Raw genomic sequence first — 19707 nt, forward strand, 5'->3', positions numbered from 1 at the left:
TCGGCGATGCACGGGCTTAGTTCCGCAGCATGATTGGACATTTCCCCCGCGCTAACACTCTTGAACTTATCGGTAACACACCGCTGGTCCTGCTTCAGGGGCCGAGCGAAGCAGCTGGCTGCGAAATTTATGGCAAATGCGAATTTGCCAATCCGGGGGCTTCGGTAAAGGACCGTGCGGCGCTGGGCATCATCCGCGATGCCGAGGCGCGCGGCGATCTGACAGATGGTGGCACAATCGTGGAGGGAACTGCGGGCAATACCGGTATCGGGATTGCACTGGTTGCCAACGCTTTGGGCTACAAAACCATAATCGTGATGCCTGATAATCAGTCGAGCGAAAAGATGGCTACATTGCGGGCTTTGGGCGCGGAGCTGGTGCTGGTCCCGCCGACAAAATTCTCCGATTGCAACCACTTCGTGCACACCTCGCGCCGTTTGGCGCAAGAGACAGAAGGCGCGATCTGGGCCAATCAATTTGATAATACCGCCAACCGCAAAGCGCATATTGACGGGACCGCTGCTGAATTGTGGGAGCAGTTGGAAGGGCGGATTGACGGCTTTACCTGTGCCGCGGGCACAGGCGGAACAATTGCCGGCGTTGGTATGGGGCTGAAGGCGTTTGACGATAGCGTGCAGATCGCTCTGACAGACCCGCATGGCGCGGCGCTCTACAGCTATTACGCTGAAGGTGAGCTGAGGTCGGAAGGTTCGTCCGTGGCAGAAGGTATTGGGCAGGGCCGGATCACCGCCAATCTCGAAGGTGCGCCAATTGATACGCAATTTCGCATTTCGGACGAGGAAGGCCTCGATTGGGTCGCCCGTTTGTTGCGGGAAGAGGGCCTTTGTCTTGGTCTATCTTCAGGCATCAATGTTGCTGGTGCGATCGCTCTAGGAAAGCAATTGGTCGACAGCGGACGGGAAAACCCTCGCGTTGCAACTATCCTATGCGACACAGGCTTTCGCTATCTGTCCTCGCTATACAATCGTGAATGGCTGGAAGCGAAGGGCCTTCCTGTATTCGAATGGCTTAGGGATTAGGCTCCCGACAATTGCCCTTTGAGCCGGCTGCCTAATTAAGTCTTGGACAGTTGCCGCCGCTCGGCTAAATTCACCTCATGGCAAATCGCTTTCTTGATCGTATTATGCACGGACCAAAAGATCGTGTGCCCGCTCCCTTAGGGGGAACGCGGTTTGAATCTCTACAGCGGCTGCAAGTCGGCATATCGGGTATCGTGGTAATGATTATGCTGGTCGGACTTGCTGACGTTATTCGCGACCGTGCCGACCAAACCGATGCGAACGCGGTTCCCGAAGCTTCTGCCACCGTCACTCCCGGCGAACCGGAAGGGCCGCGAACCGATCCAATGGTAGACGCTGGCGTTGTGCCTGATTTGCCAACCGATCCAGACGAAATCACCGATCAGGATCAGCCTGTCCTTCCTGAACAGGGCAATCAACAAACGCAGCCACGTGCGCCTCAATAAGGTTGCTGCTATCGCAGTCGCATTCGCTTTCTGTTGTGCTGCTTTGGCTTGGTTGTCGCTTCCAATCACCGATGGCGAACCACAACAAGCCGATGAGAAGACACGTCTTGGCCTAGTGACATCGCTGCCGATTTACTGGAGCGAAAGTGCTGAGTTCGGTGATTTGCTGCAAGAAGATCAAGCTCCGCATTGGGTCCGCGAACTTCTTGAACAGAGCTATGACATTGTCCCGATTGACAGTCTGGCCGGCGCAGAAAATATGCAACTTAATGAACAATTGGCTTTGCTCGATCGGCTGGCATTGATGCAGCCGCGCCCGCTTTCACCCCCGGAATATGTGGCGCTTGATCAATGGGTAAATGATGGCGGCAAGCTACTGTTGTTTGCTGATCCGTTGCTAACCGAGCATTCTGCTTTCGCGCTAACTGATCGGCGCAGGCCGCAATCGATAGCGCTTATTTCGCCAATTCTAGAGCGCTGGGGCCTGAAGCAATATTTCGATGAGGACCAAGCAGAGGGCCTGCAGCAAGTGTCGTTTATGGAAATCCAAATTGACGTGGATCAGCCAGGATATTTCGAAAATGTGAGGAATGGTACCGCAAGTTGCGTTATTAGAGCTGACGGCTTGGTTGCTGAGTGTACGATTGGCAAGGGAAGGGCATTGATTGTCTCCGACGCGGCTCTACTCGATGCGGATAACGGCACAGAAGGCGCGAAGAAAGCCGTCAAAGCGCTGGCATTGTTAGCTTTCGACTCCAACTGACTCACTTTCGGGGATTATCCGGGAATTAGACCAATTTCTGGAGTCGGAATACGGGATTGGGCGGGAAATGCAGGTATTTGGCGCAAAACTATGGATTTTGGCAGTCAAAGTTAAGGATATTTAGCCTTTTAAAACATAGGTTTATCGCGCAATCCCCACTAATTCCCTAATTTTCCCTTTCATCCCCGCTTTGCGCGGGTTAATACCATTTTCCATCAGACAGATTGTCTTGTGCTCCGTTTCACATCCGTGAGGCGAGCCGCCCGAGCTTATGCGCGGGTGGAAGCGAGAAAGATGTGTCTGCAGCGAAGGTTTAGTCGGGGGAATTGCAGAAGTGGCGGGAGCGCTTCCCATTCGGTACAGCGGACAGGCCCTCACCTTCATGGGTGACAAGGGGCGCTTCGTCTTGCCGCCAGACTTCCGCAATATGGTCAAGGAGTCGAGCGAAGGCCGCGTACTTTGCCTCGCTTCGCACAGTCGTTTCGGCTGCCTCGTTGGTTTTGGTCTCTCACGCCAGTTGGAGCTCGACGCGCAGCTCGACCGCGAAGAAGAAATGGCCAGCAGGGTAGGGCGCGAATTCGATCGTGAAATCCGCGAAAATCAACTGTTCGGCTTCAAGCGCATTCCGTTTGACGACAGTGGCCGCTTTACCATGCCTGATTTCCTTCAGTCGCAAGGCCAAGTGGGCGATGCGTTGTATTTTCAGGGTGCGGGTCCATCGTTCACTGTGTGGAATCCCGCCATTCTTGCACAGCAAAATGACGATTGGAACGGGGCTAAGGCCGCCTGCGCCGATTTGCTCACCGAAGCTGAGGCGAAGCGCAAATGAGCCGCCACGCTGAAATATCTGCTGAAATGGCGGCGCCGCACATTCCTGTGCTGCTCGCTGAAGTTGTCGCAGCACTTGCGCCGAGGCCGGGTGATGTGATGGTTGACGCGACTTTCGGCGCTGGGGGCTACACACGCGCCTTGCTTGATGCGGGGGCTACAGTGCATGCGTTCGACCGCGATCCTGACGCAATCGCCGCAGGCAAGCAATGGCCGGAAACAAAGGAGCAGCCGCCGCGGCTGATCCTTCATCCTCGCCGCTTCTCCGAAATGGCCGAAGCGATGGCCGAAGTGGGCGTCCCGCGCGTCGCTGGTATCACGATGGATATTGGCGTATCTTCGATGCAGCTCGACCAGGCGGAGCGCGGCTTCGCGTTCCAATATGACGGCCCGCTTGATATGCGGATGTCGCAAGATGGTGAGACCGCTGCCGATTTCCTCAATAACGCTGACGTCGATACGATTGCTGATGTGCTGTACCAATATGGCGAAGAGCGTCAGTCGCGGCGCGTTGCCCGTGCTATTGTGGCGGCGCGGCCGCTCAGTACGACTGGTGAGTTTGCAAGGGTGGTCCGCAAGGCGCTCGGTTACCGTGCCGGCGCGCCAAAGGATCCGGCCACGCGCAGTTTTCAAGCGGTGCGTATCCACATTAACGCTGAATTGGATGAATTGGCCGAAGGGTTGAATGCAGCAGAGCAGCTGCTCGATCATGGCGGGCGTCTTGCTGTAGTCAGTTTTCACAGTCTGGAAGACCGGATCGTGAAGCGTTACCTGCGTGATGCTTCTGCCACAGGAGGCGGCTCACGTCATTTGCCACAAACCGATCAGGCAGAGCCGGTTTACCGGGATGTATCCAAAGCCATTCGTGCTACCGAAGAAGAGATCGCGCGTAATCCGCGCTCGCGGTCGGCGACCCTGCGCCATGCGGTTCGCACTGCTACTGCGGCGAGGAATGCGGCATGATGGGGTCGGGAAGCCGCCTTCGCCAAATCGGCTGGATGGTCGCATTGTCGATCTGCGCGGCGTTTTTTATGGCGCTGACGTTCCGGGTCAATGCGGTAAAGAGCGAAGTGCGCTTGGCGGAGCGTGAGATTATCGCGTTGGAAAACGAGCGGATTATGCTCGAAACCGAATTTCAAACGCGGGCTAACCAGCAGCAATTGGCCGATTGGAACCGGATTGAATTTGGCTACCGTGCGCCCGATGCTAGCCAATATGTTGAGAATGAGCGACAGTTGGCAAGCCTTGGCCTGCCGCGAACTTCCGGTGCGCCTGATCCGATCCGCGTTGCGCGTGCCGTAGAGGCAGAAGATGACGGCTTCTTCCCAGATCTGGTTTCGCCAATGTCGGGCAAGCCGCTTGGCGAGCAGGAAGGCCAAGACCTGCCCCGTGATCAAAGCGATGGACCCGATAAGGCTCGCAACCCTTTGTCCGCACGCCGGCCCCTTTCTGAACGGTTGTCCATGGGACAGGCGCTAGGCAATATCACCACAGAGGCGCCAGAATGACCGCTGTGGCATTTAGTACTGCGGTTCCCGGTCGGCCAATTGATCTTTCAGCGATCCGACTGCAGCTAATCAACATGGCGCGGTTGCGCGTGTTGTGGGTTGCGGTTATTTTCGCCCTGGTTGCCGCCACGGCAATCTTACGTATCGGCTATCTCGGTGTCAGTGGCCACTCGACCGGAACCACGTCGCTGGCCGATGCACTGTTGCCGCCCCGCGGTGAAATAACCGATCGTAATGGAATACCTCTCGCACGGGCCTTTCCAGCCTATGCATTATGGTACAATCCGAAGGCGCTAGGCGACCCATCAAATCCGCTGGTCAAGAGCGCGCGCGACGTCGCCACTCAATTGAAAGCAATATTCCCGTCGACAAATATAGAGAACACTGCCGAAATGCTCGCGGCTGGCCGCCCTGGGTATATACAGCGCAGGGTATTGCCAGAGGACGCCAACCGCGTGATGGCCATCGGTGAATTATCGCTCGAACTGCCCCGCGAGACCGATCGTCATTATCCGCAAGGGTCAATGGCCGCACATATTCTTGGGTATGTGAACAACGAAGGCCAAGGCCGCGTCGGCATGGAAAGCGTCTTGGAAAAGCGGCTGATGGACCCGGCTTTGCGCAATACGCCAGTGGCGTTGTCAATCGATATGCGGGCTCAGGGGGCGCTCGAAGACGAGCTGCGCCGCGGAATGCTTGCGACAAACGCAATGGGCGCCGCCGGCATCGTGCTTGATGTTGATACGGGCGAGATCATGGCAATGGCCTCACTGCCTGAATTTGACCCGAATAAGATCAAGTCGAGCGATCTACTGCAGTCAGACGCGATGCGAGCGCGCGGCGAAGTCCCAACCAGCTTTAACCGAGTGACTAACCAAGTCTATGAGTTGGGCTCAACCTTCAAGCCGCTGACAGTCGCCGCAGCGATCGATGCGGGTGTAGTGCGGGATTTTGGCCATCGCTATGATGCGCGTCCAGTCAAAATTGGGTCCACGACTCTGTCGGATAGCCACTTCCTTGGGGACTCCTTGAATGTCCCGGAAGCACTCATCCATTCATCCAATACAGTAACGGCACGAATCGCGGACGAGCTGGGTGCCGAGAAAATGCGGCGCACGATGATCGATCTCGGGATGAACGAGCGTCCATATGTTGAATTACCGGCCAAAGGCTTTCCGATCTGGCCCGGCGACAAATGGCCGCGCATCCGTAATATGACGGTTAGCTATGGCCATGGTATTGCAGTTACTCCGCTTCACCTCGCCAGCGCCTATGCTGCAATGGTCAATGGCGGTGTTTGGCGTCCGGCAACTTTGCACAAACTCGCGCCCGGTGCAGCCCCAAAGGGTCGTCGCGTGTTCAAGGCCTCGACATCATCCCGCATGCGCCAATTGCTGCGTATGATTGCCATATACGGCACAGGCCGCAACGCTGATGCTCCAGGCTTTCGTGTTGGCGGAAAGACCGGCAGTGCGGAAAAACCAAGCCGTGGTGGATACCGTGAACGTTCGCTGGTTTCTACGTTTGCGGCGGCATTTCCAATGGACAAGCCACGCTATGTCGTGGTCGCGATGCTTGACGAACCCAAAGGAACAACTGCCAGCTCGTTTCAGCGGACAGCAGCGTGGAATGCTGCACCGATTGTGGGTAAATTGATCCCGCGCATCGGCCCGGTGCTGGGCGTTCGTCCCGATTCCACTCGTGACATTGACATTAGCGACCTGCGCCCGCTCGTTCCGGGGGGCAAGTAATGAAGCTGTCTGTCTTGGCTGACGCTGCGAATACCGCACTTCCCCTTGGCTCGGAGGCTAATGTGACTGGCTTCGCAATCGACAATCGCAAAGTCGCACCGGGCACTGTATTCGGAGCGTTTCAGGGCGCTAAAGTAAATGGCGAGGATTTTATTCCCGCCGCGATTGAAGCCGGTGCGGTTGCGATTGTCGCGCGGGCCGAAGTGAACGTTGAAGGCGCTATCCATATCAAATCGGATGAGCCGCGCCAGACTTTCGCCTTGCTGGCCGCACAGTTCTTCAAACCAGCGCCAAAAACCATAGTGGCTGTTACTGGCACCAACGGAAAAACCTCGACGGTTGAAATGACGCGTCAGATCTGGCGAATGTCGGGCGAGCGCGCAGCGTCAATCGGGACGTTGGGGGTCACAACACCAGATGGCTCGGTTTCAACCGGCTTGACCACGCCAGATATTGTAACCTTCCTTGCCAATATGAGCGGCCTTGCCCGCGAAGGTGTGACCCATGTTGCATATGAAGCATCAAGCCACGGCCTGTCACAATATCGCAATGAGGGTCTGTCGGTTTCAGCCGCCGGCTTCACAAATTTCAGCCGGGATCATCTCGATTATCATACCACTATGGATGAATACTTTCTCGCCAAAATGCGGTTGATTGATGAGGTTGTCGATGACGATGCAACAATTGTGTTCTGGACGGGTTCAAGCGAGTGGACCGTCCGGGCCATCGAACATGCGCAGAAGCGGAACCTGCGCGTGTTCACCGTGGGTGAGCAGGGCGAGAAAGGTCGTAACGGCATTCGCCTGCTTACCCATACGCCGACCCAATTGGGGCAAGAGCTGGAAATCGAGCATGACGGGCAAATCCGGAAAATCAATCTCCCGCTGATCGGTGCCTATCAATCGGCAAATGCTCTGGTTGCAGCGGGTCTGGTCCTTGCAACTGGCGGCGATGCCAGCATGACATTCGACGCGGTTGCGCGGTTACAGCCTGTTCGCGGGCGACTGGAACGCGCTGTGATTACCCAAGCTGGCGCGCCGGTCTATATTGATTACGCGCATACTCCCGATGCCTTGGAATCGGCAATTACGGCACTTCGTCCACATGTCAAAGGCAAGCTGATTACCGTATTTGGAGCAGGCGGGGACCGCGACCAGGGTAAACGGTCGGAAATGGGCCGCGTCGCTGCCGAACAATCCGATGTTGTGATTGTCACTGACGATAACCCGCGCGGAGAAGAACCGTCGGCCATTCGCGCAGAGATCATGGCTACGGCAAATGGCGCGCAAGAAATCGGGGATCGCCGGGCGGCGATTGCCGCTGCGATTGCACAGGCGGGTGGTAAAGACATTATTTTGATTGCTGGAAAAGGTCACGAACAGGGCCAAATAATCGGTTCAGGAGAATCCATGCGGGTATTGCCATTTGACGATGTTTCGGTCGCGCGTGAATGCGCTGCACCGCAAGGAGCCTCCGAATGAACGCTTTGAAAGCCCTTCGTGCCTGGCCTGCCGATCGGCGCAATTCCCAGCGCATGGCGCTTTGGACAGCGCAGGAAATCGCGTCGGCAACCGGCGGAAGCGCTAGCGGAGATTTTCAGGTTTCAGGCGTTGAAATTGACTCGCGTGATGTGCGTTCGGGTGATTTGTTCTTCGCATTGAAGGGGGAGGCAATGGACGGCCACCGCTTCTTGGACAAAGCATTCGCCAATGGCGCTACTGCTGCAGTCGTCGACCGAGTGGTTGATTTCCCGCATATTCTGGTTTCGGACACCAATGCAGCGCTCGAAGCGCTGGCTTTCGCTGCGCGCGACCGGTCCAACGCAAAGCGGATTGGCGTGACCGGGTCGGTTGGCAAGACTGGCGTAAAGGAAGCCATTTTCGCCGCGCTCGACCGCACAAGTCGCGGTTCAACCCATCGTTCAGTCCGAAGCTACAACAACCATGTCGGTGTGCCGCTCAGCCTCGCGCGGATGCCAGTGCGCTCCCATTATGGCATTTTTGAAATGGGCATGAATCACGCCGGGGAAATTTCTGGGCTGACCGCTCAGGTTAAGCCGCATGTGGCTGTGATCACCACTATCGCCCCAGCGCATATTGAGAATCTTGGTAGCATTGAAGCGATCGCAGCCGCGAAGGCCGAAATATTCGAAGCCGTGATGACGGGCGGTACCGCAGTAATTCCTGCAGATATTCCGCAATTTGAACAATTGCGCGATGCAGCCCAGGCCAAGGGTATAAACGTAGTATCATTCGGCAAAAGCGACCACGCTGATGTTCGGCTGCTTGATTCAATTCTGTCTGCCAACGGCGGTTCGCTCGTCACCGCCGACATGGGCGATGTTCGGCTGTGTTTTTCGGTCGCAGAGCCCGGCGAACATTGGGTGAGCAATGCGCTGGCTGTGATGGCAGCAGTTCGAGCGGTGGGCGGGGATCTTGGATCTGCCGGCCTTGCGCTTGCAGAAATGGGCGGGTTGAAAGGGCGCGGTGCTCGTCACCAGATTTCTGCAATCAGTGGAAAAGCGCTGCTGATCGATGAAAGCTACAACGCCAACCCTGCGTCAATGCGCGCAACCTTACACCAGCTTGGCCAGACACCCGCCACGCGCCGCGTTGCTGTGCTCGGTTCGATGAAGGAACTAGGCGATTTTGCCCCGCGCTTCCATTCTCAATTGGCCGAGCCTTTAGCTGATGCAAATGTCGATTATGCGATCTTGGTTGGCGAAGAAATGTCCGTACTTGCGCGGGATTTGGGGAAAGGCGCTGCCGATGCGCTTGCAGGCGGACTCAGCTTCGCGCATTGCGATGGTCCTGCAGAGGCGATTTCGGCACTGGAAGAGTTCGGCATCACATCGGGTGACGCGATACTCGTCAAGGGGTCGAATTCAGTCGGCCTCGGTAGGCTGGTCGCACATTTTACGGCCAGAAGTTGAATGCTGATTTCCACGCGAGCCGGGAAGCCTGAATGCTCTATTTAATTGCCGAATGGCTGAATTTTGAAGGGGTGTTCAACCTCATCCGTTACCAGACCTTTCGGTCTGGTGCGACGTTGATGACCGCGCTCATTATTGGCCTAATCATTGGGCCTCGCTTCATCAATATGCTTCGTGTTCGTCAGGGAAAAGGCCAGCCAATCCGCGAGGATGGACCGCAATCGCATCAGGCCAAGGTTGGTACGCCGACAATGGGCGGTTTGATGATCTTGATTTCACTAACGCTATCAATGTTGCTGTGGATGGATGTGCGTAATCCGTTTGTCTGGGCTTGTATGGCGGTGACTGTCGGTTTCGGTCTGATCGGTTTTCTCGACGATTATGACAAAGTAACCAAAGCGAGTCACAAGGGAGTGTCCGCACGCGTGCGGCTGCTTATGGAATTTGCGGTTGCCGGTGTCGCATCCTATTTGATCGTGAGCCAGATAAATACCAACCTTTATATTCCGTTCACCTCCGGCCTATCGATTCCGCTTGGACCATTTTATTACGTCTTCGCCGCTACGGTGATCGTTGGGTTTGGTAATGCGGTGAACTTAACCGACGGGCTGGATGGGCTCGCGACGATGCCAGTGATAATTGCCGCAGGCGCCTTGGCGATAATCGCCTATCTTGTCGGACGCGCCGACTTTTCCGAATATCTGGGCATCCCGCATGTTCCAGGAGCTGGTGAATTGGCGATCTTATGTGCCGCGATAATGGGCGGAGGACTGGCCTTTTTGTGGTTCAACGCGCCGCCTGCTGCGGTGTTTATGGGCGATACTGGCAGTCTGGCACTGGGCGGTGCGCTGGGCGCGATAGCGGTCGCCAGCCATCATGAAATCGTGTTGCTAATTATAGGCGGATTGTTCGTCGCCGAAACCGCGTCGGTTATCATTCAAGTTTTCTGGTTCAAGCGTACTGGCAAGCGGATATTCCGGATGGCGCCAATCCATCATCATTTTGAACAAAAGGGATGGGCTGAATCGACTGTAGTTATCCGTTTCTGGATTATTTCGATTGTGCTCGCGCTAATCGGATTGGCCACGCTGAAGCTCAGATGATTGTCTCTTCCGCCTTTGCCGGCAAGCGGTATGCCATTCTCGGCCTGGCCAGATCAGGCCTCGCTGCGGCAGAGGCGCTGCTTGCGAGCGGAGCGGAAGTGGTCGCTTGGGACCGGCAGGATGTCGCGCGGGAGAAGCTTGCCGGGCGAGCAGAATTATCTGACCCGTTAGAACTGGACCTGACCGGATTTGACGGAGTCATAGTCTCGCCCGGTGTGCCGATCAACACGCACCCAATTGCAGGGCATGCTGAGAAATATGGTGTGCCAGTGATCGGCGACATCGAATTGTTCGCGCTCGCGAGACCCAGCCTACCATCACATAAAGTTGTCGGCATCACCGGAACAAATGGCAAATCAACCACCACCGCGTTGGTTTCACATGTGCTGGAGGAAGTCGGAATTCCTGTGCGGATGGGTGGCAATATCGGGGTCCCGATTCTAGGTGAAGAATCGCTTCCTTCGGGCGGTGTCTATGTCTTGGAACTTTCAAGTTACCAGATTGATCTGACCCTCTCGCTCGCTTGCGATGCAGCGGCACTGCTCAACATCACGCCCGACCATCTGGACCGCTACGATGACTTCGCCTCCTATGCAGCTTCTAAAGCGCGCCTTTTCGCGATGCAGCATGCCGATCAATTTGCGGTTTTCGGGACTAACGACCCACAGACTAACAGAATCGCCGAGGTGGAGGCTGCGCGCCGTCCAGAAGGCAGGGTTAAGGCGGCAGACCAAGCAAGTATCGCTGAAGGCCAAGCTGATTGGCCTGCCTTGCAAGGTCCGCATAATCTAGAAAACGCAGCTGTCGCGGTCGCGTTGCTAGAAAATCTTGGCGTCCAACCCGCGCAATGGGGCGATGCTTTCAAGAGTTTTCGCGGGCTTCCCCACAGGATGGAAGTGGTCGGCGAGCATGATGGCGTATTGTTTATCAATGACAGCAAGGCAACGAACCAAGCGTCGGCCGCGCCGGCATTGGCCGCCTATCCTGCAAATCCGGCACCGCGGGTCCATTGGATTGTCGGCGGTTTGGCGAAGGAAGATGGCCTGGGCGCCTGCGAGCAATATCTCGGCAATGTCAAAGGCGCCTATACGATTGGCGAATCCGGCCCAAACTTCGCCGAAATGCTCGATGAGAAGGTTGCAGTGGAAAAATGCGAATTGCTGTGTGAAGCGGTTACGCGCGCAATAGCCAATGCTGAAGCTGGAGATATTATTCTATTGTCACCAGCTTGCGCCAGCTTCGACCAATTCCGTGATTACGAGAAGCGCGGCGAACATTTTTGCCAGATAGTTTCGGCCATAGCCGAAGCGGGTGAAGCATCGTGAGCGCCACCCAACCTTATATCCCGCATGGAGGTGACCGGGCGGGGCCTCCCGCCCGTTTTCGCGGTTCGAAACGTGCCGAGTTGAAAATCTGGTGGCGCGAGATTGATCGAAGTCTGCTGTTTCTGATCCTCCTGCTCATGGCATTTGGCACCGCCGCTGTTGCGGCGGCGTCGCCTGCCAGCGCGCGGCGGCTTTCGACCGCAAATGTGCAATTGGATGATCTGTATTTCTATTGGGCGCATCTGCGCTGGCAGTTCCTCGGATTGATCACTTTGATCTGGGCATCGCTGCTTTCGAAAGACAATGCGCGGCGGCTCGGGGTCGTGCTTGCTGGCCTTATGCTGTTCATGCTCGTTTTGGTGCCGCTGATTGGACACGAGGTGAACGGAGCTAAGCGGTGGCTTAATTTTGGCATGAGGTTCCAGCCGTCAGAATTTCTCAAGCCTGGTTTCGCAATTGCGCTTGCCTGGATTCTGTCTTGGAGGCTGCGTGATCCCAATTTGCCAGTATTGGGAATTGTAACCGGAGTGATGGGCTTCGTCGGATTTTTGCTGATGCTTCAGCCTAACCTTGGCGCGACTTTGCTGTTCGGCGGTGTGTGGTTCGTATTGGTGCTGCTTTCGGGTGTTTCAATACAACGCATTGGCTTACTGATAGGCCTTGGCGTGACCGCTATGACGGCGACGTATTTTCTCTACGATAATGCGCGCCACCGGATCGATTCCTTTTTAGGAGGCGGCACGGCCTATGACCAGGTCGATCTGGCCCAGCGCACTTTGCTAGCGGGTGGATGGACTGGCAGCGGATTGTGGTTGGGGGTTCGGAAGCTCAATCTGCCTGAGGCGCACACCGATTATATCTTTTCCGTCATCGGAGAGGAGTTCGGGCTGATTGTATGCGCCATCATCGTCATGCTGTATTTAGCATTGATTGTACGTGTGTTTGTCCGCCTTACGAACGAGGATAATCTGTTCACCGTATTGGCAGGTGCGGGGCTCGTAACGCAAATCGGCGGGCAGGCCTTCATCAATATTTTGGTGAATTTACAGCTTTTCCCATCGAAGGGGATGACTTTGCCCTTGGTATCCTATGGTGGTTCTTCCACCATTGCCGTATGTCTAGGCGCGGGCTTGTTGCTGGCAATTACGCGCCGCAATCCGTATTTAACGCGCGAAGCGCCTGGGCTTCAGTCCATGATGAATAAAAATTTGCCTGAGAAAAGAGGCCGTTCATGAGCGGTGCGAACCGACACTATGTTTTGGCTGCTGGCGGCACAGGTGGGCATTTGATCCCCGCCTTTGCCTTGGCCACAGAACTGGATAGGCGTGGCCATCATGTTGCGCTGATCACTGACGAGCGGGGGGCAGCGATTCCGGGGAAGCCCGATTTCTTACCCGCTCATACCTTGCCAGCTGGCCGTTTCGGCAAGAACCCGCTGAATTGGATAAAGGGCGCCAAAGCGGTTTTTGAGGGCCGTAAAATGGCGCTGCGCCTGTTTGAAAGTTTTGAACCGAGCGCGGTAATCGGCTTTGGTGGTTATCCATCGATGCCTGCCCTACTTGCATCGACATCGGCGGGAATTCCAAGTCTGGTGCACGAACAGAACGCCGTGTTGGGGCGGGTCAATCGCTTGCTAGCAGGCCGCGTCCAAGCAATCGCCACCGCTTATCCAGAGATCAAGCGGCTCAAACCAAAACATGCCGACAAAGTCCATTTGGTTGGCAATCCGGTCAGGGCCGAAGTCCTCCAATTGCGCGAAGAACCGTTTCCTGCCTTTACCGAGGAAGGATTGCTGCGGGTGTTGATTACTGGCGGAAGTCAGGGGGCCTCAGTACTTTCCGAGATCGTACCTGATGGTCTCGCAATGTTGCCACCAGCTTTACGCTCGCGTTTGCAAGTGATCCAGCAATGCCGTGCCGAGGATATTGATGCGGTTCGCGAACGCTATCGCAATCACGATATCCCGGCGGAACTGGGTACTTATTTTGAAAATATGGCAGAACGGCTTGCCGATGCGCATTTGTTCATCGGCCGTGCGGGGGCCTCAACAATTGCGGAACTGACTGCTGTCGGGCGTCCGGCAATATTGATACCTTTGCCAATCGCGACAGACGATCACCAAACGGCCAATGCGCGGGAGCTTTCAAAATCGGGCGGCGCACGCTCCATTCCGCAGCCAGCTTTCACTGCCAAGGAACTGGCGAAACAAATTCAGGCCTTGGCCCAGCGCCCAGATACACTGGGCACGGCTGCTCACGCGGCATGGAATTGCGGGCGTCCCAAAGCGGTGAAAGACCTTGCTGATTTGATCGAAAGCGCCGGCGGAGATGAGTTGATGGATGTGATCCGCGTGGACAACACACAATCACGCGGCGCAAGGCAACAATCATCAGCGCCGCAAGGTGCAGCGAAGGATAATGCACAATGAAAGGTGTGGGCACTGACATTGGCGTAATTCATTTCGTCGGCATCGGCGGTATCGGCATGTCCGGTATTGCCGAGGTCATGCATAATCTTGGATACTCAGTGCAAGGATCCGACCTTGCGGAGAGTCCGACTGTCCTGCGCCTGCGCGAACGCGGCATCGCGGTGAAAATAGGGCAAGCCAAAGAGAATGTCGAAGGCGTAGCGGTTGTGGTAACATCTACAGCGGTCAAGAGGACCAACCCTGAGGTTGTCGCGGCGCTTGAAAGCCGCACGCCTGTTGTGCGCCGCGCTGAAATGCTCGCTGAGTTGATGCGCCTCAAATCAACCGTTGCGGTTGCGGGCACGCATGGCAAAACTACCACCACCAGTATGATAGCCGCCTTGCTTGATGCTGGCGGCATCGATCCGACAGTTATTAACGGCGGCGTCATCAACCAATATGGTTCGAATGCGCGTTTGGGTGATAGCGACTGGATGGTTGTCGAAGCCGACGAAAGCGATGGCAGTTTTCTGCGTCTGGACGGAACCATAGCTGTCGTGACAAACATCGATCCCGAACATCTGGATCACTACGGGTCATTTGATGCCGTTAAACAAGCCTATGTCGACTTCATCGAGAATGTGCCGTTTTATGGCGTTGCGATACTTTGCGTCGATCACCCGGAAGTACAGACAGTAATTTCCAAAGTCCGGGACCGGCGTATTTTGACTTACGGATTTTCCGCTCAAGCCGATTTGCGCGGAGACAATATTCGCAGTGCAGACGGTATGAACATATTCGATGCGGTGCTGCGCGAGAAAGACGGAACGCTCCACCGGATCGAGGATATCACGCTGCCAATGCCCGGCCGTCACAATGTTCAAAATGCGCTCGCGGCGGTCGCGGTAGCAATCGAGATGGGTTGCGAAATCGAAACCATCAGGGACGGCTTCAAGCAATTCGGCGGCGTGAAGCGGCGTTTTACCAAAGTGGGCGAGATTCCGGTTGGAGATGGCGTTGCCGTAGTCATCGACGATTACGCGCACCATCCGGTCGAGATTTCAGCGGTGCTTTCTGCCGCGCGTGAGGCCGCCAAGAACCGCGTCATTGCGGTAATGCAACCACACCGTTTCACTCGTCTTCATGATTTGATGGCTGACTTCCAGACATCATTCAACGATGCGGATGTGGTCTATGTCACCCCCGTATATACTGCTGGTGAAGAGCCGATTGAGGGTGCGGATTCCGATACACTGGTCGCAGGATTAAAAGAACGCGGCCACCGCTCGGCCAAGACAATCCGCGATGAAGCGGACCTAGCCGCGCAGCTTTCAGGAATTGTCGAAGCAGGCGATGTTGTTGTGTGCCTCGGCGCTGGCGACATCACCCGTTGGGCAGCAGGTTTGGCTGATGCGGTTGCTGCATCGGGTGTGCGCACATGACCATCCGCCAAGCCGATGACTGGGACATGCATGATGATGGCGGCGCACCGTCTGCCAATGTCGAGAGCACTATTGCGGCACCCGTCCCGATTGAGGGATTGCGCGGCAAATTGACTGCGAACGCACCTTTGGCAAAGCTTGTATGGTTCAAAACCGGCGGTAATGCTGACTGGCTTTTCGAACCGGCTGACAAAGAAGATCTGGTCGAATTCCTCGCGCGGTTAGACGGGCAAATGCCGGTGATGGCGCTCGGGCTCGGGTCCAATATGATTATCCGCGATGGCGGCGTTCCCGGCGTGGTAGTTAAATTGGGCAAAGCGTTTTCGAACGTCGAGATTGGCGATGACTGCCGTGTATCATGTGATGCCGGCGCACACGGCATTCTGGTGTCCTCCGCCGCGCGCGATGCTGGTATCGCCGGTCTGGAATTCTTGCGCGGGATCCCAGGAACCGTCGGCGGTTTTGTGCGCATGAATGGCGGCGCCTATGGCCGCGAAGTTGCGGATATTCTGATCGATTGCGATGTCATCATGCCAGATGGCGAATGGCTGACACTGCCAGCCGCCGATCTTGATTACAGCTATCGCCATTCGGCCTTGCCTGACGGAAGCGTAGTCATGGCAGCGCGTTTCCAAGGCGCTGAAGGCGACCCGGCAATAATTGGCGCGGAAATGGACCGGATCGCCGAAGCGCGCGAGAATTCCCAGCCGCTCCGGACAAAAACTGGCGGTTCGACATTCAAGAATCCTGAAGGCCATAAAGCATGGCAATTGGTTGACGAGGCCGGTTGCCGCGGCCTGATGATGGGCGGCGCGCAAGTCAGTGAAAAACACACCAATTTCCTCATCAACACCGGCACTGCAACCAGCGCGGATATCGAAGGACTGGGCGAAGAAGTGAAACGGCGCGTCTATGAGCACTCGGGTATCCAGCTCGAATGGGAAATCCAACGGGTTGGAAGACCATGAGTTCGCTCCCCAAACTCCATATCGCTGTGCTGATGGGCGGCTGGGCCAATGAGCGACCTGTCTCGCTCATGAGCGGCAACGGTGTTGCTGACGCCTTGGAAAGCCGCGGCCATCAGGTCACCCGCATCGACATGGACCGTCAAGTTGCGGCGCGCATCGCCGAAGCCGCGCCCGATGTGGTGTTCAATGCGCTGCACGGCGTCCCGGGCGAAGACGGTACTGTCCAGGGTATGCTCGATTTAATGGGCGTGCCCTATACCCATTCAGGCCTTGCGACATCTGTGATTGCAATTGATAAAGAACTGACCAAGCAGGCTTTGGTCCCTGCCGGTATTCCGATGCCAGGTGGGCGCATCGTCGCGAGCGAAGAGCTGTTTGAAAAAGACCCGCTCCCGCGACCTTATGTGCTCAAGCCCGTCAATGAGGGGTCATCCGTCGGCGTGGCGATTGTGACCGATGAAAGCAATTACGGGAACCCCATCCGCCGCGATTCTGCTGGACCGTGGCAGGAATTTTCTAGCCTTTTGGCAGAGCCTTTCATTCGGGGACGTGAAATGACCACCGCGGTGATTGACAGTGCTGATGGCCCCCGTGCGCTGACAGTGACCGAGCTTGTTCCAAAATCGGGCTTCTATGATTTTGAAGCCAAATACACCGACGGAATGACCGACCATATCTGCCCGGCACAATTGCCCGAAAAGATTACCGAGTTGTGCCTGGATTATGCGGTTCGGGCGCATAAGGTTTTGGGATGCAAGGGCACAAGCCGGACCGATTTCCGCTGGGATGACGCACAAGGCGAGGCTGGCTTGTTTGTGCTCGAAACGAATACACAACCAGGTATGACCCCCCTCAGCCTGGTTCCTGAACAGGCAAAATATTGCGGCATGGATTATGCCGATCTGGTGGAGGCAATTGTCGCCGAAGCCCTGCGCAGCCACGCTGTGATAACGAAGGAGGCCGGTGCAAATGGCAACGGTTAAACGCAAAGCCCAAGGGGTCCGCCGGTCTGCAGCAGCCACCAGTCGGGCCAATACCGCTCGCCGTGCAAAGGCTCGCACAGGCTCTCTGATGGATTCGGTGATGGCATTGGTTCCGCTGACCGAGGAGCAGCTTCAGCGCGTTTTTCTCGCCGTCATACTTGGCGGTGGCGTCGCGCTCGCTTGGTTCGTTGCAAGCTTAGCCGGTGTTCCGGCAATGGCGCAGCAGCAAGTTGCTGGATTGGCCAGCAATGCCGGTTTCGAGGCAAAGCGTTTCACCGTCAACGGTGTCGACCGGATGAACGAATTGAAGGTCTATAACCGCGTCTTAGCAGAGACCAAGACGCCGATGCCTTCGGTAGATTTGGAGGCGATCCGTGCAGACTTGCTAGAACTTAGCTGGGTCAAAGATGCGCGGGTTTCGCGTCAATTACCGGACCGGCTGATAGTAGATATTGTAGAGCGCGAACCGCATGCGGTTCTAAAAAAGGCTGATAAGTTGGTCCTGATTGACCCAACCGGAGCCGAGCTGGAGCCTATTTCTGCGGCGAATGCGAAAGGGATGCTGACAGTTGCAGGCCCCGGATCGCGCAAGCAAGTCGAGGCGTTAACTGCGTTGCTCGAAGCTGCCCCAGCCTTGAAAACTCGCGTGACCGAGGCTGAATGGATTGGCAATCGCAGATGGGATTTGACCTTTAGCACCGATCAGGTCCTGTCCTTGCCGCAAGGCGAGAAGGAGTCTTCGATTGCCTTGGTCTCGTTTGCCAAACTGGACGGGACCAGCAGGCTGCTTGGCGGTAAGGTTGCGAAATTTGATATGCGTGCGCCCGAACGGATCTACATGCGAATTCCGGGCCGCGCCCAGCAGCAGTTAGATATTGAGGCGGGCGAATAATGGCACTTCCGCGGATCAGTAAAGTTTATGGGGCAGTCAATGTTGGCAGCTTCCGCATTTCTGCGATGATCATGGGCCTTTCCGAAACGGGCGAAATGATCATTTTGGGGTCCGGGCACCGGGCCAGTCAGGGCATAAAGCGCGGCTATATCACTGACATGGCTGCAGCTACCTATGCCATACGCGACGCTGTCGAGCGTGCTGAAAAGAATGCCGGAACCAGCGTGTCCAGCGTATGGATCGGTTGCGCCGGGGCCGGGCTTTCCAGCCAGATTGCTAAGGTTGAAATCGATATTGGCGGCCGCCGGATCGAAGAAGAAGACATTGAACAATTGCTAGTGACAGCTCGCGATAGCATCCAGCCGGATGGGCGGATGATTCTGCATGCTCAGCCGGCCCATTACACGCTCGACGGGGCGCATGGCGTGGCTAATCCGAAGGGCTTGCATGCAGAGCGGCTTGGCGTGGACATACACGTGATGTTGGCTGAAGGGGCGCCTGTGCGTAATCTGATCGAAGCGGTACAAAACGCGCATCTCGAAGTCGAAAGCGTAGTTGCAGCTCCGATCGCTGCGGGCCACGCTTGCCTGAGTCATGAAGAGCGCGAGCTTGGCACGGCATTAATCGAAATTGGCGGCGAGATGACCAACGTGTCTGTTTATGCAGGCGGAATGCTGCTGGGCCTTAAATCCATACCGCAAGGGTCGGCGGATATTACCGATGCGATTGCCTCTGCTTTCGGCATCCGGCGGTTTCAGGCGGAACGGCTTAAATGCGTGGCAGGCTCTGCTATTGCGAGCCCGACCGATCACCGCGAAATGATCCCAGTTAACGGGCCAGGCGATAGCGAAGACGTCGCGGTTGCTCGCGGGGCCGACGACAGGAATCGCGTTCCACGTGCAGAACTTGTCTCGGTCGTGACGGAGCAGCTTTCGCGGCAAACCGATGAAATTGGCCGGGCTTTAAAAGAAATGGGCTTTGCCGGCGCGCGCGGGAGCCAGGTCGTGCTGACCGGTGGCGGGGCCGAATTGGCCGGAATTGCGGAATTCGCCCAAGGCGCTTTGGGAAGGCCTGTACGGATTGGTAAACCACCCACTTTACGCGGGCTGCCAGAAGCGCATGCAACGCCTGGTTTTGCGACGCTTTCTGGCCTTTGCCTTTATGCAGCGGACGATCCGGTGGATATTCGCTCGATCGAATCCGGGTACCAAAAAACGGTCAAGCTAACTGGCTTAGCCATGGCTGGTCGGGTGTTCAGAGCGGTCAAAGAGTATTTTTAACATGGCTGCTGCAGAATTAACCACTGTGGATAAGCGGTT

The 19707-nt window shown here is 56.2% G+C and carries 18 protein-coding genes; all 18 read left to right on the plus strand.

From position 1 onward, the window contains the following. Positions 1-29 precede the first annotated feature (29 nt). The 18 genes from GRI36_RS05960 (at position 30) to ftsA (ending at position 19668) form a co-directional block, all read left to right on the plus strand. Positions 30-1040: a cysteine synthase A gene (locus GRI36_RS05960; RefSeq protein ID WP_160597629.1), complete on the plus strand. Its 1011-nt coding sequence runs from the start codon at positions 30-32 to the stop codon at positions 1038-1040. A gap of 77 nt (positions 1041-1117) precedes the next feature. Beyond that, positions 1118-1486 carry a hypothetical protein gene (locus tag GRI36_RS05965; protein WP_160597630.1) on the plus strand — a complete coding sequence of 123 codons (369 nt, stop codon included), beginning with the start codon at positions 1118-1120 and terminating at the stop codon, positions 1484-1486. After that, on the plus strand, positions 1473-2249 hold the full coding sequence (locus GRI36_RS05970) for a Gldg family protein (RefSeq protein ID WP_160597631.1): 777 nt from the start codon (positions 1473-1475) through the stop codon (positions 2247-2249). The genes GRI36_RS05965 and GRI36_RS05970 overlap by 14 nt, the downstream gene beginning before the upstream one ends. 334 nt (positions 2250-2583) lie before the next feature. Beyond that, entirely contained in the window at positions 2584-3078 is a 495-nt protein-coding gene (locus tag GRI36_RS05975) for a division/cell wall cluster transcriptional repressor MraZ (protein WP_328598358.1), read from the plus strand. Beyond that, the gene (rsmH, locus tag GRI36_RS05980; RefSeq protein WP_235902176.1) at positions 3075-4040 is read left to right on the plus strand and encodes a 16S rRNA (cytosine(1402)-N(4))-methyltransferase RsmH; all 966 of its coding nucleotides are present in this window, start codon (positions 3075-3077) and stop codon (positions 4038-4040) included. Before GRI36_RS05975 ends, rsmH begins: the two co-directional genes overlap by 4 nt. After that, entirely contained in the window at positions 4037-4585 is a 549-nt protein-coding gene (locus GRI36_RS05985) for a hypothetical protein (protein ID WP_202392128.1), read from the plus strand. Before rsmH ends, GRI36_RS05985 begins: the two co-directional genes overlap by 4 nt. Then, positions 4582-6336, plus strand: a complete 1755-nt coding sequence (locus GRI36_RS05990; protein WP_160597632.1) for a peptidoglycan D,D-transpeptidase FtsI family protein — start codon at positions 4582-4584, stop codon at positions 6334-6336. The genes GRI36_RS05985 and GRI36_RS05990 overlap by 4 nt, the downstream gene beginning before the upstream one ends. Then, on the plus strand, positions 6336-7817 hold the full coding sequence (locus GRI36_RS05995; RefSeq protein ID WP_160597633.1) for a UDP-N-acetylmuramoyl-L-alanyl-D-glutamate--2,6-diaminopimelate ligase: 1482 nt from the start codon (positions 6336-6338) through the stop codon (positions 7815-7817). Before GRI36_RS05990 ends, GRI36_RS05995 begins: the two co-directional genes overlap by 1 nt. Beyond that, positions 7814-9268 (plus strand): UDP-N-acetylmuramoyl-tripeptide--D-alanyl-D-alanine ligase, encoded by a 1455-nt coding sequence (locus tag GRI36_RS06000; protein WP_160597634.1) that lies wholly within the window; start codon positions 7814-7816, stop codon positions 9266-9268. Before GRI36_RS05995 ends, GRI36_RS06000 begins: the two co-directional genes overlap by 4 nt. A gap of 32 nt (positions 9269-9300) precedes the next feature. Continuing rightward, a complete protein-coding gene (gene mraY, locus GRI36_RS06005; RefSeq protein ID WP_160597635.1) occupies positions 9301-10371 on the plus strand; it encodes a phospho-N-acetylmuramoyl-pentapeptide-transferase in 1071 nt (356 codons plus the stop codon). Further along, positions 10368-11696: a UDP-N-acetylmuramoyl-L-alanine--D-glutamate ligase gene (gene murD / locus GRI36_RS06010; protein ID WP_160597636.1), complete on the plus strand. Its 1329-nt coding sequence runs from the start codon at positions 10368-10370 to the stop codon at positions 11694-11696. The genes mraY and murD overlap by 4 nt, the downstream gene beginning before the upstream one ends. After that, positions 11690-12931 (plus strand): FtsW/RodA/SpoVE family cell cycle protein, encoded by a 1242-nt coding sequence (locus tag GRI36_RS06015; protein ID WP_407985681.1) that lies wholly within the window; start codon positions 11690-11692, stop codon positions 12929-12931. Before murD ends, GRI36_RS06015 begins: the two co-directional genes overlap by 7 nt. Then, positions 12928-14124 (plus strand): undecaprenyldiphospho-muramoylpentapeptide beta-N-acetylglucosaminyltransferase, encoded by a 1197-nt coding sequence (gene murG / locus GRI36_RS06020; RefSeq protein WP_160597637.1) that lies wholly within the window; start codon positions 12928-12930, stop codon positions 14122-14124. The genes GRI36_RS06015 and murG overlap by 4 nt, the downstream gene beginning before the upstream one ends. Then, positions 14121-15545 carry a UDP-N-acetylmuramate--L-alanine ligase gene (gene murC, locus GRI36_RS06025; protein ID WP_160597638.1) on the plus strand — a complete coding sequence of 475 codons (1425 nt, stop codon included), beginning with the start codon at positions 14121-14123 and terminating at the stop codon, positions 15543-15545. The genes murG and murC overlap by 4 nt, the downstream gene beginning before the upstream one ends. Continuing rightward, complete coding sequence (gene murB / locus GRI36_RS06030) at positions 15542-16513, plus strand: UDP-N-acetylmuramate dehydrogenase (protein WP_160597639.1); 972 nt, start codon at positions 15542-15544, stop codon at positions 16511-16513. Before murC ends, murB begins: the two co-directional genes overlap by 4 nt. Next, positions 16510-17496: a D-alanine--D-alanine ligase gene (locus tag GRI36_RS06035; protein WP_160597640.1), complete on the plus strand. Its 987-nt coding sequence runs from the start codon at positions 16510-16512 to the stop codon at positions 17494-17496. Before murB ends, GRI36_RS06035 begins: the two co-directional genes overlap by 4 nt. Continuing rightward, entirely contained in the window at positions 17483-18388 is a 906-nt protein-coding gene (locus GRI36_RS06040) for a cell division protein FtsQ/DivIB (protein WP_160597641.1), read from the plus strand. The genes GRI36_RS06035 and GRI36_RS06040 overlap by 14 nt, the downstream gene beginning before the upstream one ends. Further along, a complete protein-coding gene (gene ftsA, locus GRI36_RS06045) occupies positions 18388-19668 on the plus strand; it encodes a cell division protein FtsA (RefSeq protein ID WP_160597642.1) in 1281 nt (426 codons plus the stop codon). The genes GRI36_RS06040 and ftsA overlap by 1 nt, the downstream gene beginning before the upstream one ends. The last annotated feature ends 39 nt before the right edge of the window (positions 19669-19707 follow it).

The sequence above is a fragment of the Pontixanthobacter gangjinensis genome, from assembly GCF_009827545.1.
GTDB lineage: Bacteria > Pseudomonadota > Alphaproteobacteria > Sphingomonadales > Sphingomonadaceae > Pontixanthobacter > Pontixanthobacter gangjinensis.